At 61.2% G+C, this 15,588-nt stretch carries 16 protein-coding genes; 6 read left to right on the top strand and 10 right to left on the bottom strand.

The window, feature by feature from the left end; genetic code table 11:
• Nucleotides 1–88 precede the first annotated feature (88 nt).
• The 7 genes from clpA to ACVTFQ_RS06700 all read right to left on the bottom strand — a co-directional run bounded on the left by clpA (nt 89) and on the right by ACVTFQ_RS06700 (nt 6,619).
• The gene (gene clpA / locus ACVTFQ_RS06730; RefSeq protein ID WP_018900018.1) at nt 89–2,590 is read right to left on the bottom strand and encodes an ATP-dependent Clp protease ATP-binding subunit ClpA; all 2,502 of its coding nucleotides are present in this window, start codon (nt 2,588–2,590) and stop codon (nt 89–91) included.
• Between the two features lie 10 nt (nt 2,591–2,600).
• Nucleotides 2,601–2,954 carry an ATP-dependent Clp protease adapter ClpS gene (gene clpS / locus ACVTFQ_RS06725; protein WP_018900019.1) on the bottom strand — a complete coding sequence of 118 codons (354 nt, stop codon included), beginning with the start codon at nt 2,952–2,954 and terminating at the stop codon, nt 2,601–2,603.
• Between the two features lie 259 nt (nt 2,955–3,213).
• Nucleotides 3,214–3,582 (bottom strand): phasin family protein, encoded by a 369-nt coding sequence (locus ACVTFQ_RS06720; protein ID WP_111561398.1) that lies wholly within the window; start codon nt 3,580–3,582, stop codon nt 3,214–3,216.
• A 264-nt stretch (nt 3,583–3,846) separates the two neighbouring features.
• Nucleotides 3,847–4,281 (bottom strand): DUF3597 domain-containing protein, encoded by a 435-nt coding sequence (locus tag ACVTFQ_RS06715; protein WP_111561397.1) that lies wholly within the window; start codon nt 4,279–4,281, stop codon nt 3,847–3,849.
• 150 nt (nt 4,282–4,431) lie between these two features.
• Complete coding sequence (locus ACVTFQ_RS06710) at nt 4,432–4,635, bottom strand: DUF3126 family protein (protein ID WP_018900022.1); 204 nt, start codon at nt 4,633–4,635, stop codon at nt 4,432–4,434.
• A 137-nt stretch (nt 4,636–4,772) separates the two neighbouring features.
• Complete coding sequence (cysE, locus tag ACVTFQ_RS06705) at nt 4,773–5,621, bottom strand: serine O-acetyltransferase (RefSeq protein ID WP_026283285.1); 849 nt, start codon at nt 5,619–5,621, stop codon at nt 4,773–4,775.
• Nucleotides 5,622–5,833: 212 nt separating this feature from the next.
• Nucleotides 5,834–6,619, bottom strand: a complete 786-nt coding sequence (locus ACVTFQ_RS06700) for an alpha/beta fold hydrolase (RefSeq protein ID WP_111561396.1) — start codon at nt 6,617–6,619, stop codon at nt 5,834–5,836.
• 186 nt (nt 6,620–6,805) lie between these two features.
• On the opposite strand from ACVTFQ_RS06700, the gene ACVTFQ_RS06695 reads away from it, so the two are divergent.
• A complete protein-coding gene (locus ACVTFQ_RS06695) occupies nt 6,806–7,051 on the top strand; it encodes a zinc-finger domain-containing protein (RefSeq protein ID WP_018900025.1) in 246 nt (81 codons plus the stop codon).
• Between the two features lie 43 nt (nt 7,052–7,094).
• Complete coding sequence (locus ACVTFQ_RS06690; RefSeq protein ID WP_112950291.1) at nt 7,095–8,246, top strand: FAD-dependent monooxygenase; 1,152 nt, start codon at nt 7,095–7,097, stop codon at nt 8,244–8,246.
• A gap of 12 nt (nt 8,247–8,258) precedes the next feature.
• Here ACVTFQ_RS06690 and ACVTFQ_RS06685 read toward each other — a convergent pair whose 3' ends face one another.
• A complete protein-coding gene (locus ACVTFQ_RS06685; protein WP_111561394.1) occupies nt 8,259–9,449 on the bottom strand; it encodes a cystathionine beta-lyase in 1,191 nt (396 codons plus the stop codon).
• 379 nt (nt 9,450–9,828) lie between these two features.
• Here ACVTFQ_RS06685 and ACVTFQ_RS06680 point away from each other — a divergent pair, with 379 nt between their 5' ends.
• From ACVTFQ_RS06680 to ACVTFQ_RS06665, 4 genes are all read left to right on the top strand, one after another.
• Entirely contained in the window at nt 9,829–10,854 is a 1,026-nt protein-coding gene (locus ACVTFQ_RS06680) for an amino acid ABC transporter substrate-binding protein (RefSeq protein ID WP_111561393.1), read from the top strand.
• Between the two features lie 97 nt (nt 10,855–10,951).
• Complete coding sequence (locus tag ACVTFQ_RS06675) at nt 10,952–12,157, top strand: amino acid ABC transporter permease (protein ID WP_111561392.1); 1,206 nt, start codon at nt 10,952–10,954, stop codon at nt 12,155–12,157.
• 4 nt (nt 12,158–12,161) lie between these two features.
• Nucleotides 12,162–13,316: an amino acid ABC transporter permease gene (locus ACVTFQ_RS06670; protein ID WP_111561391.1), complete on the top strand. Its 1,155-nt coding sequence runs from the start codon at nt 12,162–12,164 to the stop codon at nt 13,314–13,316.
• Between the two features lie 17 nt (nt 13,317–13,333).
• Complete coding sequence (locus ACVTFQ_RS06665) at nt 13,334–14,107, top strand: amino acid ABC transporter ATP-binding protein (protein ID WP_018900031.1); 774 nt, start codon at nt 13,334–13,336, stop codon at nt 14,105–14,107.
• A gap of 90 nt (nt 14,108–14,197) precedes the next feature.
• Here the strand turns inward: ACVTFQ_RS06665 and ACVTFQ_RS06660 are convergent, their stop codons facing one another.
• Nucleotides 14,198–14,665 (bottom strand): hypothetical protein, encoded by a 468-nt coding sequence (locus tag ACVTFQ_RS06660; protein ID WP_111561390.1) that lies wholly within the window; start codon nt 14,663–14,665, stop codon nt 14,198–14,200.
• A 71-nt stretch (nt 14,666–14,736) separates the two neighbouring features.
• Nucleotides 14,737–15,588, bottom strand: coding sequence for a phytoene/squalene synthase family protein (locus ACVTFQ_RS06655; RefSeq protein WP_111561389.1), 852 nt, complete (start codon nt 15,586–15,588; stop codon nt 14,737–14,739).

Raw genomic sequence — 15,588 nt, 5'->3', positions numbered from 1 at the left:
CAGCGTTTCTGGGCAGAGTTCGCGTGTCGGAGGCACAGGCTCCGAAACATCAAAAAAGGCGGCTCGAAAGCCGCCTTTTCTATTCGCTTTACTTCTTCGGCACCCTTGGCACCGCGCCCTTCTTCGGCGCGCTCTTGACCTCGGGCTCGGCAACCGCCGCTGCCTTCGACTTCTTGACCGTGGCCTTCTTGGCCTTGGCCTTCGTCTTCAGCTCGCCGTCATCCTCGTCGTCTACCTCTGGGTGCACGACTTCTGCTTCCGGCTTCGGCTTGATCGGCGCGGTGTCCGACACGGCTTCCAGGATGATGCCCGGCTTGCCGTCTTCCTTCGGTCCGACGGTGACATTGACGACGCCGCCCTTCTTCAGCTTGCCGAAGAGGATCTCGTTGGCCAGCGGCTTCTTGATGACGTCCTGGATGACGCGCGCCAGTGGACGGGCGCCCATCTTTTCGTCGTAGCCCTTCTCGGCCAGCCACGAAATCGCATCCTCGTGCAGGTCGAAGGTGACGTTCCGTTCGGAAAGCTGGGCTTCGAGCTGCATGATGAACTTCTGCACGACCTTGTGGATGACCACGGTCGGCAGCGGCGCGAACGGGATGACCGCGTCGAGACGGTTACGGAATTCCGGCGTGAAGATGCGGTTCAGCGCTTCCTCGTCCTCACCCGTCCGCTTGGACGAACCGAAGCCGAAGGCGGCCTTTGCCATTTCCGACGCGCCCGCATTGGTCGTCATGATCAGGATGACGTTGCGGAAGTCGATCTTCTTGCCGTTGTGGTCGGTCAGCGTGCCGTGGTCCATCACCTGCAACAGGATGTTGTAGATGTCGGGATGGGCCTTTTCGATTTCGTCGAGCAGGACCACGCAATGCGGATGCTGGTCGACGCCATCGGTCAAGAGACCGCCCTGGTCGAAGCCGACATAGCCGGGAGGTGCACCGAGCAGACGCGAAACCGTGTGCCGCTCCATGTACTCGGACATGTCGAAGCGCAGAAGCTCGACGCCGAGCGACGAGGCCAGCTGCTTGGCGACTTCCGTCTTACCGACGCCTGTCGGGCCGGAGAAGACGTAGGAGCCGATCGGCTTGTTCGGTTCACGCAGGCCGGCGCGCGCCAGCTTGATCGAGGTCGAGAGCGCTTCGATCGCGAGATCCTGGCCATAGACGACCGAGCGCAGTTCCTGCTCGAGATTGGCGAGAACGGCTTCGTCGTCCTTCGACACGCTCTTCGGCGGGATGCGGGCCATCGTGGCGATCGTCGCCTCGATTTCCTTCTCGGTGATCAGCTTGCGGCGCTTGGACGGCGGCAACAGCATCTGGGCCGCACCGGTTTCGTCGATCACGTCGATCGCCTTGTCCGGCAGCTTGCGGTCGGAGATGTAGCGGGCCGACAGCTCGACCGCCGTCTTGATGGCGTCGTTCGAGTATCGCAGATGGTGATACTCTTCGAAGTAAGGCTTCAGCCCCTTCATGATCGCGATGGCGTCGTCGATGGACGGCTCAGCCACGTCGATCTTCTGGAAGCGTCGCACCAGAGCGCGGTCCTTCTCGAAGAACTGGCGATATTCCTTGTAGGTGGTCGAACCGATGCAGCGGATCGCGCCCGAAGACAGAGCCGGCTTCAAGAGGTTCGATGCATCCATCGCGCCGCCAGAGGTGGCGCCGGCGCCGATCACCGTGTGGATTTCGTCGATGAACAGAACGGCACCCGGATACTCCTCGAGTTCCTTGACGACCTGCTTCAGGCGCTCTTCGAAATCACCGCGATAGCGCGTGCCGGCGAGCAGCGTGCCCATGTCGAGCGAGAAAATCGTCGCATCGGCCAGCGCTTCCGGAACCTTGCCTTCCATAATCCGCTTGGCCAGACCTTCGGCAATCGCCGTCTTGCCTACGCCAGGATCGCCGACGTAGAGCGGATTGTTCTTCGAACGGCGGCACAGGATCTGGATGGTGCGGTTGACCTCGGCGTGACGACCGATCAGCGGATCGATCTTGCCGGTCTTGGCCTTCTCGTTGAGGTTGACGCAATAAGCCTTCAGGGCGTCCTGCTGCTTCTTGGCACCGCCTTCTTCCTCGGTACCGCGCGCGGCATTCGGCTTGCTCTCGGCTTCGCCTTCCTCGGCGCCACGCGGCGTGCGGTTCTCAGAAGAGCCGGCGCGCTTGCCGATGCCGTGCGAGATGTAGTTGACCGCGTCATAGCGGGTCATTTCCTGCTCCTGCAGGAAGTATGCAGCATGGCTTTCGCGCTCGGCGAAGATGGCGACGAGCACGTTGGCACCGGTCACTTCCTCGCGGCCGGACGACTGCACATGGATCACCGCACGCTGAATGACACGCTGGAAGCCGGAGGTGGGCTTCGAGTCTTCATCGTATCCAGTGATCAGGTTGGAGAGTTCATTGTCGACGTATTCGACGAGCGTCTTCTTCAGCGCGACGAGATCGACGTTGCAGGCACCCATGACGGCTGCCGCATCGGCGTCGTCGATCAGGGCGAGCAGCAGATGCTCGAGCGTTGCATACTCATGATGCCGCTCGTTGGCAAAGGTCAGTGCCTGATGGAGCGCCTTCTCAAGACTAGGCGAAAATGTTGGCACGTTCAGATCCTCACTTCTTTTCCATGACGCATTGCAGCGGATGCTGGTGCTGTCGGGCGAAGTCCATCACCTGGCTCACCTTGGTTTCCGCCACCTCGTATGTAAATGTTCCGCATTCGCCAACGCCGTGGTTGTGGACATGCAGCATGATGCGGGTGGCACTTTCACGGTCCTTCTGAAAAAACCGCTCCAGGATGTGGATGACGAATTCCATGGGCGTGTAGTCGTCGTTCAGAATAAGTACGCGGTACAGGTTAGGCTTCTTGGTCTTCGGTTTGGTGCGCGTTATGACCGAGGTGCCGCGATTTCCGTTGTCCCCGTTCCTTTCGCTATCATCCTGCATCCGGACGGGCGTTGCGATCATTTTCATTCGTTCCTCGATCAACCCGGCGGAGCATGGGAGATGTGCTTTACCCGCCGAATGTCTGACTACTAACTTAGTTCATAATAGAGCGATTTTAAGCCCCTTGCTTCACACTGCAATCACAATTCGCCCGCGTCAGGTGCAAAGACACAAAAATAGCGCGCAGATTTGAGAATGCCTGGCGGCAAAACAAAAAGACCGGCTGCAGATGCGTAGCCGGTCTTTGTATTTCAAGAGGTAAGTGACGTGAGCGCTAAGCTTAGGCCGCCGTCTGCGTCGCCACCGGCGCCGGCTTCATTGCCTTCGCGGCGGCCGCGACCGGCGCCTCATAGGGCTTGTAGGCGCTCTTGGCGATGTCGGAGTACATTTCCGTCAGCTTCGTCGCTTCGGCGACAAAGTTTTCGTAGGCGGACTTCACATAGCTGGTCTGCAACTCGAAGACGGCTTCGAAGCTGCGGGCGCCCGAGAGCGTCTCGAAATGCGTGACAGCGTCCTGGAAAGACTTCTTGGAATATTCGGTGGTTTCCGTCGCGATCGCCTGCATACCCTTGGCGGTTTCCGAGTAGCTTTTCAGCACCGCGTCCATGGCTTCCTTGCTCTTGCGATTCGTGTCCTCAAAATTCAGCATGACTATCCTCCTTGTCTTGCGTAATTGCCGTGCGGGGGCCTCCTTGCCCTGCCTCGACATCGAAGGTTAGCTGCACCGCACACGAAGTCAAGCGACTTTGTGCAATGCAAAACAATCATTGGTTGCGATGACAATTGTAATCCTGCCCCGATTTTCGAGCGACGTACGTCTTTAATTGATTTCGCTAAAATATATCAGGCGGCCGCAACCGTAAGCTTTGAACAAAAACTCGGTTGCGCGCCGCGAATACTTTCTCGACAACGATCAATCGAGCAGATCGGCCGGAACCTTGCCGCCATTCTCCGACAGCTTCTTCAGAAGCGCCTTGTGCAGGAACATGTTCATCGTCGCCGAGTCGTTCTTGTCGCCGGTGTAGCCGAGTTCGGTCGCCAGTTCCTTGCGCTCGGTCAGGCTCGCATCCATGCCGACTGCCTTCATCAAATCGACGATCGAACGGCGCCAATCGAGCTTCTGGCCATTCTTCTTGACGGCGGCGTCGAGCACCATGGCGATATCGACCGAGGTCGATGGTGCGGAAGTGGCTGGCGATGTCGGTGCAGGGGTCGGAGACGGGCTCGGGGCGGCTGAAGGCGATATCGGCGCCTGCGCGGGCTCGATCTTAGGTGCAGCGGCCGGCGTTGCCTCGGCGGCGTGTGCCTCACCCCAGATTGCGTGTTTGATCTTGTCGAAAATACCCATGTCCGGTTTCCCCTTGATGGCGCTCGAGCACATGCTCAAGCCCAAGATGGGGCGCAAGACCGGGTGGTCCAGAGCGGGACCAGCAATTTCGGCCAGGCCGCGACGCCGCGGCCCAGGCACAATCGGTGCGAGACAAAGCTCGCGACCGGATCAGAGGTCGACGTCGAGGATCGCCATCGAGAAGTTGTACGAGCGGTCGCCGTCCTCGTCATCGATGTAGACGACGCCCAGAAATTCCTCGCCCATGTAGACTTCAGCGGAGTCGTTCTTGCGCGGACGTGCCTTGACGATCATTTCCGGGTTGAACGTGCGTTTGAAATAGGCGTCGAGTTTCTTGATTTCTTCGGGCTTCACACTGCATCTCCTGAGCGGTCTCAATGGCCGCTTTTTGCATGGGAAAGTTGGGCCTGTAAAGGCGCGGAGCCGGTAGTGACACCGCTTTCCCCGCCGTTCTTCAGGCCATGTTGTCGCTATGAGCGACGCGAAAACGCCTAGATGTCGGCGCCCATCACCTGGTCCATGATCACTTGGTCCATGAGCCTGGATGGTTCCGAACAGCCGGCCGTGCCGACCACCTTGGCGGGTACGCCCGCGACCGTCGTCTTCGGCGGCACCGCCTTCAGCACGACGGAGCCGGCGGCGATGCGCGAGCAATGGCCGATCTCGATATTGCCGAGGATCTTGGCGCCCGCGCCGATCAGCACGCCACTGGCGATCTTAGGATGGCGATCGGCGCCCTCCTTGCCTGTGCCGCCGAGCGTGACGCCGTGCAGGATCGAGACGTTATCGCCGATGACGGCGGTTTCGCCGACGACGAGGCCCGTCGCGTGATCGAGGAAGATGCCGCGGCCGATGCGTGCGGCCGGGTTGATATCGGTCTGGAAGACGCTGGAGGAGCGGCTCTGCAGGTAGAGCGCCAGATCACGGCGGCCGCGATTGAGCAGCCAGTGCGCGAGACGATGGGTCTGCAGCGCATGGAAACCCTTGAAATAGAGCAGCGCCTCCATGAAGCGCAGGCATGCCGGATCGCGGTCGTAAACGGCCTGAATGTCGACGCGCAGGATGGCGCCCCATTCCGGCCAGTCGGCCAGCATCTGGTCGAAGGTCTGGCGCAGCAGGATCGCCTGCATATCGGGATGATCGAGGCGCTCGCAGATGCGGTAGATCACGCATTCCTCGAGCGAGCGATGGTTGAGCACGGTTGAATACAGAAATGCCGCCAGCACCGGATCGGCTTCGGCGGCAAGACGCGCTTCCTCGCGCAGGCTATCCCAGATCGGGTCCATCGCCTTGAGCGAACCTTGGGTCTCAAGAGGACGAATGTCTGACTTCGCGACCATCGAGGTCTCCTTGTCTTCCGAATGGCGTTCCATCCGGGCATTGTATTCAGACTGGGTATTCCGGCTGGATCCGTCGATCGGCGCCGGGCATTTGCGCCTGAGTGTCACCCTATATAGGGCAAAATCCGGCTGATATAAATGGGGCGGCGGAAACAGCTTTTCGCTATTTTCGGCTTTTGGTGAACGATCGTTCTTGCGCGGCCGCCCCGATGTCACCGAGCGGAGAGTTCCGCGTAAAAGTCGAGAACGGCCGCCTTGAACACCTTGTCGCCGACGGCAAGCATGTGGTCGCGACCGGGGATATCGAGCGCGCGGGCGTCGGGCATCAGCGCCGCCAGTTCCTGCGGAGAGCCGGCGATATCGTCCTTGGTTCCGACGGCGATCAGCGTCGGCGCCTCGATCTTTGCCATGTCGCTTCGTTCGACCAGATCGCGCGAGCCCCTGATGCAAGCGGCGAGCGCCTGGCGGTCGCTCTTCGTCTGCTCGGCGAAGGCGCGGAACATGCGGCCGCGGGCATGGGTGACGCCATCGATCGACGGCGCGAGAAGCGCGTCTGCGATCGGGTCCCAGTCGCCGACACCATCGGTCATGCCGATGCCGAGTCCACCGAGCACCAGCGAACGGATGCGATCGGGCCTGCTGAGCGCGGCGAAGACCGAGATGCGCGCGCCCATCGAGTAGCCGATCAGGTTTGCTTCCGGGATGCCGAGATGATCAAGCAGCGCAATGGAATCAGCCGCCATGATCCAGGGGCGATAAGCTTCGGAATCATGCGGCTTGTCGCTTGCGCCGTGGCCTCTATTGTCCATGGCGATCACCCGGTATCCGGCCTCGCCTAGCGTTTTCAGCCAACCCGGATAGACCCAGTTGACGCTGGCGGTGGAGGCGAAGCCGTGGATGAGCAACACCGGCGGCCCCTCGGGATTTCCCTCGTCGAAATAGGAGAGGTTGAGGCCGTCGTGCACGAAGCTGGAAAAGGCAGGCGTATTCAAGTTCATCGGGGCAGTCCTGTTTTGCCGGGACCATATTTTATCGGGCCGCTGACGGGAACCCCTGCCCCAATCAAAAAGCACGGTCCAAAAGCGCCTCCAAAAACTATCGGGCGCGCCTCTCCTTTGGCTCGACACATTTCCGGCGACGCACTATAAGGTGCGCACGTTTTCAAAGGCATTCGGAGATCCCTCATGGCCGGTCACAATATCCCTCACTTCCAGAACGACGGCGGACACCGTGTCATCGAAGTCGGGGTGAAGGAATTCATGTGCACGGGCGCCTCCGTTCCCTACGACCACCCGCATATCTTCATCGACATGGGCGACGAGAACGAGAAGGTCTGTTCCTACTGCTCGACGCTCTACCGCTTCAACGGCGCGCTGAAGGCCACCCAGACGAACCCGGCCGGTTGCGTCTTCCACTTCCAGGTCGCCTAACTCACACGTCGCTTAATTCACCGAAACACAGATTGGATCGACCATGTCGGTCGAACATGCCGCTATTATCGGAGCGGGCGTCGCTGGTTTGACGGCGGCGCTGGCACTCGTCAGGCATGGCATTCGTTCCGAAATCTTCGAACAGGCGCCTGAGCTGACCGAAGTGGGCGCCGGGCTGCAGATATCGCCCAATGCGTCGCGCATCCTCGACAAGCTTGGCGTTCTCGACCTGTTGACGCCGGTCTGGCTCGAGCCGAACAGCATTCGCCTGATCTCCGGCACGTCGCTGCATGAACTGGCGGCCGTGCCATCGGGCCCCGCCGCCCGCGCGCGCTGGGAGGCGCCCTACGGGGTGCTGCATCGCACCAGCCTGCAAGGCGCGCTCCTTGCCGCCGTAAAAGACAACCCGCTCTGCACGCTGCATCTCGGCTCACGCATCGAAAGCGGTGACATCGCCGCGATCACCCGCGCGGGCGGCGTGATCATCGGAGCCGACGGCGTCTGGTCGAAGACGCGCGATCTTGTCGCCGACAGCCCCTCCTCGCGCTTTTCCGGCAACATCGCCTATCGCTTCACCGTCTCGGCGGCCGATGCACGGGGTATCCTGAACCGCGAGAGCGTCTCGGCCTTTCTCGGACCATCGGCGCATCTGGTCGCCTATCCGCTGCGCGAAACCGACAGCTTCAACATGGTGGCGATCACCACCGGCCATGCCGCTACGCGCGAATGGCTCGCGCAGCCGACGCAGGCGCAGCGCCAACAGTTGCTCGCCCGCTTCTCGCGCTGGAGCCCGGCGCTGCTGTCGCTGTTTGAAAAATCCGGCGAGATGACTTTCTGGCCGCTTTACGAGGCGACGCGCGGCAAGTGGCAGAACGGCCGCGACACGGTGCTGATCGGCGATGCGGCGCATGCGATGATGCCGTTTGCCGCGCAAGGTGCCGCGATGGCGATCGAGGACGCCTATGAACTGGCGTCGTTCCTGGCAAAACGTCCCGTTTCAGAAGCGCTGCCACTGTTCGAGACGCATCGTGTGCCGCGCGTGAACCGGCTGCGCCAGCGCGGCGCGTTCAACCAGTTCGTCTATCACGCCCGCGGTCCATTCCGGATCGGACGTGATATCGTTCTCTCTCTGAAGCCGCCGCAAAGTCTCGCGGCGGATCTTGACTGGATCTACGCTTATCGCGCCATGGACTGACAGCGCCGCTGATCAGACCGTCTTGGCGGCGGCGAAGCCGCGCTCGATATCGAGCTTGATATCGGCAACATCCTCCAGACCGATCTGCAGGCGGATCACCGGACCCTCGCTCGGCGCCTTGGTGACGCGGCGGTCGTTCAGGTTGACGTGGACCGCCAGGCTCTCGAAGCCACCCCAGGACCAGCCGAGACCGAAGATCCTCAGCGCATCGAGGAAGGCATGCGCCTTTGGCTTGAAGGCGGCCGGGCTATCGGCCTTCAGCACGAAAGAGAAGATGCCGCTGGCGCCCTTGAAGTCGCGCTTCCAGAGTTCGTGACCCGGGAAGCTCGGCAGCGCCGGATGCAGCACGGTGGCGACGTCTTCGTGACCCTCCAGCCATTTGGCGATGGTGAGCGCGCTTTCGTAGTGACGCTCGAGGCGCACACCCATGGTGCGCAGGCCGCGCAGGATCTGGTAGGCATCGTCAGGCGCGCCGCAGATGCCGAGCGTGATGTTGGCCTCGTGCAGCTGCTCCCAGTGCTTGGCATTGGCCGAAACCGTGCCCATCAGGATATCGGAGTGACCGGACGGATATTTCGTCGCCGCGTGGATCGAGATATCGACGCCGTAGTCGAGCGGCCGGAAATAGACCGGTGTCGCCCAGGTATTGTCCATCGTCACCACTGCGCCATGCTTGTGGGCGATCGCGGCGATCGCCGGGATATCCTGCATCTCGAAGGTGTTGGAACCCGGCGCTTCCGTGTGCACCAGCTTGGTGTTCGGCTTGATCAGCGTTTCGATGCCGACGCCGATCGCCGGATCGTAATATTCGACGGAAACGCCGAGGCGCTTCAGCATCGTGTCGCAGAAATGGCGGGTCGGGCCATAGACCGAATCGACGACCAGCGCATGGTCGCCCGACGACAGGAAAGCCAGGAACGGCACGGTGACAGCCGCGAGACCCGACGGAACCAGGATCGTTCCGGCCGATCCCTCAAGCGCGTCGATCGCCTCGCAAAGAGCGTCGGTGGTCGGCGTTCCGCGTGTTCCATAGGTGTATTTCTGCGCCCGCTGGTCCATCGCCTTGGCATTGGGAAACAGCACCGTGGACGCATGCACGACGGGCGGATTGACGAAGCCATGATAGTCGGAAGGGTCGTTGCCGATATGCGAAAGGCGGGTATTGATGCCAGCGTTTTGAAGCAGGCCGTCTCTATCTGTCATGTCTAATTAAGCCTTTGGAATGAACGCGCTTTGCCGAAGTCTTGGACCTCTCCCGAGGCGGGGTCAACCCCGCTCACGTAACGTAAAGCCGACCAAGCGAACCCGCCGGTACGGCAATTATCCAGATATATCAGTGAGTTTGCGCGATTTTTTTCGCCAAACACTGCCTTTTGGGTAATCAATTGCTCATTTTGTGAGCCGCGCTCAGCAAATTGCCGAAATATCACGCAATCTTGTGGCGCGAGACTTGACCGTGGTGACATTTCCGACTGTGATAGACCAACTCGCGCCGGGAGGGTGTCGGGTCTTTTGGGGGGTCAGCATGCTTCTGCGGATGCTCCCACAATAAACAAAAGATAACGGAAAAAGGTTGGGAAAAATGAAGATTAAGCTTCTGTCGGTCGCCATTGGCGCAGCAGTCTTCGCACTTGGCGCTTCGGCAGCTTCGGCGACGACGCTTGGGGACGTAAAAGCAAAAGGGTTCGTTCAGTGCGGCGTCAACACCGGTCTGACCGGTTTCGCGGCACCTGACGCTTCCGGCAACTGGGCCGGTTTCGACGTCGATTTCTGCAAGGCCGTTGCATCCGCCGTCTTCGGCGATCCGACCAAGGTGAAGTACACGCCGACCAACGCCAAGGAGCGCTTCACGGCGCTGCAGTCCGGCGAAATCGACGTCCTGTCGCGTAACACGACGTGGACCATCAACCGCGACACCGCTCTCGGCTTCAACTTCCGCCCGGTCACCTATTACGACGGCCAGGGCTTCATGGTTCGCAAGAGCCTGAACGTGAAGTCGGCTCTCGAACTCTCCGGCGCCGCCATCTGCGTACAGTCCGGCACCACAACCGAGCTCAACCTCGCCGACTACTTCAAGGCCAACAACCTGCAGTACAATCCGGTGGTTTTCGAAAAGCTCGAAGAAGTCAACGCAGCCTATGATTCGGGCCGTTGCGACGTCTACACCACCGACCAGTCCGGCCTCTACTCGCTGCGTCTGACGCTGAAGAACCCCGACGAGCACATGATCCTGCCTGAGATCATCTCCAAGGAGCCGCTCGGCCCGGCCGTTCGCCAGGGCGACGACCAGTGGTTCGACATCGTTTCCTGGACGGCTTACGCGCTGATCAATGCCGAGGAATTCGGCATCACCCAGGCCAATGTCGACGAAATGAAGAACTCGCCGAACCCTGACATCAAGCGCTTCCTCGGCTCCGAGGCTGACACCAAGATCGGCACCGATCTCGGTCTCACCAACGACTGGGCTGCAAACGTCATCAAGGGCGTCGGCAACTACGGCGAAATCTTCGAGCGCAACATCGGCCAGGGCAGCCCGCTGAAGATCGCTCGCGGCCTGAACGCGCTGTGGAACAAGGGCGGCATCCAGTACGCACCTCCGGTCCGCTAATCGGCCCCATATGAAAGCCCGGAAAGGCGGCCAAGCCGCCTTTCCGTCTTCCAAAAAAGAAAAGCCCTAAAAGGGGCACACAGGGGAAAGGCTCGGCATGGCGCAGCAAGAGGCGGCTCACACCACACCCATATCCGAAAACGGCTGGAACTACCGGTCCGTACTCAACGACCCGAAATATCGGGGCATCTTCTTCCAGGTTCTCACCGTCGTCGCACTCGTCGGTCTCGTCTGGTGGATCGCGCACAACACCGCGGCCAACCTGGCGCGCAGCAACACGGCCTCGGGCTTCGGCTTCCTGCGCGGCCGCGCCGGCTTCGAAGTCGGCCAGTCGCTGATCAGCTATTCCAGCGATTCGACCTACGGACGCGCGCTCGTCGTCGGCATCCTCAACACCATGCTGGTGGCCATCACCGGCATCATCACGGCGACCATCATCGGCTTCATCGTCGGCATCGGGCGCCTGTCGCACAACTGGCTGATCGCCAAGCTGTGCCAGATCTATGTCGAGGTTTTCCGCAACATCCCGCCGCTGCTCGTCATCTTCTTCTGGTATTCCGGCGTTCTCGCCGTTCTGCCGCAACCGCGTGAATCGCTGCATCTGCCGTTCAGCATGTTCCTCAACAATCGCGGCCTGGCCTTCCCTCGCCCGATCTTCGAGAGCGGCATGCTCGCGGTGCTGGCGGCCTTCGTAATCGCGATCATCGCCGTCATCTTCATGGCACGCTGGGCGCACAAGCGGCAGGCTGCCACCGGCAAGCCGTTCCACACCATCTGGGTGTCGATCGGCCTGATCGTCGGATTGCCCGTCGTGGCCTTCCTCGCATCGGGACTGCCGATGTCCTTCGACATTCCCGTTGCCGGCAAGTTCAACCTCACCGGCGGCTCGGTCGTCGGGCCTGAGTTCATGTCGCTATTCCTGGCGCTGTCCTTCTACACCGCATCCTTCATCGCCGAGATCGTTCGCGGCGGTATTCGGGGCGTGCCGAAGGGCCAGTCGGAAGCGGCCGGCGCGCTCGGTCTGCATCCCTCCAGCGTCACGCGCCTCGTCGTCGTGCCGCAGGCCATGCGCATCATCATCCCGCCGCTGACGAGCCAGTATCTCAACCTCACCAAGAACTCGTCGCTGGCGATCGCCATCGGCTTCTCCGACCTCGTCGCGGTCGGCGGCACCATCATGAACCAGAGCGGCCAGGCGATCGAAATCGTCTGCATCTGGGGTATCATCTACCTCGGATTGAGCATCCTCACCTCGCTGTTCATGAACTGGTTCAACGCCAAGATGGCCCTGGTGGAGAGATAAGACGATGTCCGTATCCAAGAACTCCTTCGTCCGAACCACCATGCTGTCGCCCGAACCCGCCCCGGCGGGAGAAAAGGGCGTCACCGCCTGGGTCCGCAAGAACCTTCTGGCGACGCCGAAAGACGTCGTGCTGACGGTGCTTGCGCTGGCGCTCATCCTCTGGGCGGTGCCGCACATCGTCAACTGGCTGTTCATCCAGGCCGTCTGGTCCGGTCCCGACCGCACCTTCTGCGCAACGACCGTCCAGGGTGGCGTTCAGCCCGAGGGCTGGAGCGGCGCCTGCTGGGCCTTCGTGCAGGCCAAGTACGACCAGTTCATCTTCGGCCGCTATCCGATCAGCGACCGCTGGCGCCCGACCATCGTCGGCATCCTGTTCGTTGCACTCCTGGTGCCGATGCTGATCCCGTCGGTGCCGCGCAAGGGCCTGAACGCCATCCTGCTGTTCCTCGTCCTGCCGGTCGTTTCCTTCTGGCTGCTTTACGGCGGCTTCGGTCTTGAGGTCGTTGAAACGTCGCTCTGGGGCGGCCTGATGGTGACACTGATCCTTTCCTTCGTCAGCATCGCGGTCTCCTTCCCTTGCGGCATCCTGCTCGCGCTCGGCCGGCGATCAAAGATGCCCGTCATCCGCATGGTCTGCGTGGCCTTCATCGAAATCGTCCGCGGCGTGCCGCTGATCACCGTCCTCTTCATGGCAAGCGTCATGCTGCCGCTGTTCCTGCCCACAGGCTGGACCATCGACAAGCTGCTGCGCGCGCTGATCGGGGTGTCGATCTTCACCTCGGCCTACATGGCCGAAGTCATCCGCGGCGGCCTGCAGGCCATTCCGAAGGGGCAGTTCGAGGGCGCGGATTCGCTGGGCCTCGGCTACTGGCAGAAGACCCGGCTGGTGATCATGCCGCAGGCGATCAAGCTGGTTATCCCCAGCATCGTCAACACCTTCATCGGCACCTTCAAGGATACGTCGTTGGTGTCGATCATTGGCATGTTCGACCTGTTGAACATCGTGCGCCTGAACTTCTCGGACGCCAACTGGGCAAGTGCCGTGACGCCTTTGACCGGCCTGATCTTCGCGGGCTTCGTTTTCTGGCTTTTCTGCTTCGGCATGTCACGCTATTCAAACTTCATGGAACGCCACCTCGACACTGGCCACAAACGATAAGAGCAAGGGGAAAAATCATGGCTGAAGCCCAACCCAAGAAGATGACCGTGTCGGCAACCGATGTTGCCATCGAAATCATCGGCATGAACAAGTGGTACGGTGATTTCCACGTGCTGCGCGACATCAACCTCAAGGTCATGCGCGGCGAGCGCATCGTCATCGCCGGCCCTTCGGGTTCCGGCAAGTCGACGATGATCCGCTGTATCAACCGCCTGGAAGAACACCAGAAGGGCCAGATCATCGTCGATGGCACGGAGCTGACCAACGATCTGAAGAAGATCGACGAAGTGCGCCGCGAAGTCGGCATGGTCTTCCAGCACTTCAACCTCTTCCCGCACCTGACGATCCTGGAAAACTGCACCCTGGCGCCGATCTGGGTGCGCAAGATGCCGAAGAAGCAGGCCGAAGAAATCGCCATGCACTTCCTCAAGCGCGTCAAGATCCCCGAGCAGGCCAACAAGTATCCGGGCCAGCTTTCCGGCGGTCAGCAGCAGCGCGTGGCGATCGCCCGCTCGCTGTGCATGAACCCGAAGATCATGCTGTTCGACGAGCCGACATCGGCGCTCGATCCTGAAATGATCAAGGAAGTGCTCGACACCATGGTTGGTCTTGCCGAAGAAGGCATGACGATGCTGTGCGTGACCCACGAAATGGGCTTCGCCCGCCAGGTCGCCAACCGCGTCATCTTCATGGATCAGGGCCAGATCGTCGAACAGAACTCGCCGGCCGAGTTCTTCGACAATCCGCAGCACGAGCGCACCAAGCTCTTCCTCAGCCAGATCCTGCACTAAAAGCGCGGATAGCAACCCTCAACATCCATCCCCGCCCTCTCAAACGATCGGCGGGGATGAAATGCGTTGTAAGGGAAGCGTGAGGTCGCCCTATCGGTGGTTGGCGGCAGTCGGGTCGGCCAGCGGCAGTTCGCGATCGGGTTCGGCGACGTAGTTGCCGAGCAGCCAGAGGGCGACTTCGGAGGCTTCCTTCGGCGAGGCGAATTCGAAGGTGCCGTTCTGGTGGGGCGTATCCAGGAAATCGACCGTCAGGCCCTTGCCGCTATCGGAGCTTAGAACGCGCACCCTGCCCGGCTGGATGACCTGGCAGGAGTAATGGCGCTGCATGCTGCGCATAAAGCCGGCCTTGTTGTCGTGCAGGCGGACGAAGACCACCTGGCCATTGGCCGTTGCCTGCAGCGAGCGGATCGCTTCGGTCGGGAAGGCGCGGTTGAACTCGATGATGGCAAGGCCGGTATCGTGCAGGCCCTGCTCCTCATGTTTCGCCGACATGCGCACGGCGATGAAGGCCACGATGACGAGCATCACGAAAAGAGTGGCCCAGATCATTATGCTCACGTCACACTCCATTCAAAGCAAGCGATGATGACAGCTATAACGCGCGAGGCTTGCGCGAGTTTGAACGAGCCTCAGATTTTCTTGCGCATCAGCGCCACGGTCATACCGATCTGGCGGCGCCATTGCGGTTGCTGCGCAGAGCGATCGAACAGCCCTGCCCCCAGCTTCTGCGCCTTCGACAGCACTGGCGCAGCCAGTGCTGCGGGCAGGAAGGCCGGGAAGACCGCTTGCGGGATAGTCACCTTGCGCGCCCTCGCGAGATGGTCGCGGCCAAGTCCGGCGAAAGCCTCGATGGCCGCCGAGATGCGCGCCTTGTCTTCGCCAGCCAGGAAGGTGTCTCGGTCAAGTCCGGTCGCGGCAAGGATTTCGAGCGGGATGTAGATCTGGCCGCGATGGCGATGGAGCGGCATCAAGAGCAGCAATCCCGCGATCGCCTGGGCGACACCGGCATGGCCGGCCGCTTCGGCCGACTGCGCCGCCTCGTCGGGCGACAGGATCAGGCTTGCCAGCTGGATCAGGGCCGAGGCCGTTTCGCCGGCATAGCCTTCCAGCGCGCCGCGCGATTCCATCGGATCGTCGTAGAGATCGAAGATGCGGGCGTCGATCTTATCCGACAATGTCTTGCGCGGCAGACGATGCGCCTCGATCGCGGCCAGCAGCGCGGCAGCCACCGGGTTGGCTTCCGTTGAGCCGTGCGCGGTTCCCTCCAGAAGATCGCGCCAGTATTGCATGCGGACTTCGCCGGGCAGCGGTTCGTGCACGAGATCGCGGATGCGGGCGAGTTCGGCGTTGAATGCATAGAGCGCCGCCAGCGCGCCGCGCTTGTCTTCGGGAGACAGGAGGCAGGCGAGATAGCGGTCACGATCGCTGTCGCGCAGCATCGCCAGGCAGATGTCCTGGTTCGTCGAGGATTGATCGGCCAT

This window comes from Rhizobium sp. O111, from assembly GCF_055616315.1.
The sequence above is the reverse complement of the archived record's forward strand: the minus strand, read 5'-3'. Positions and strand labels throughout refer to the sequence as shown.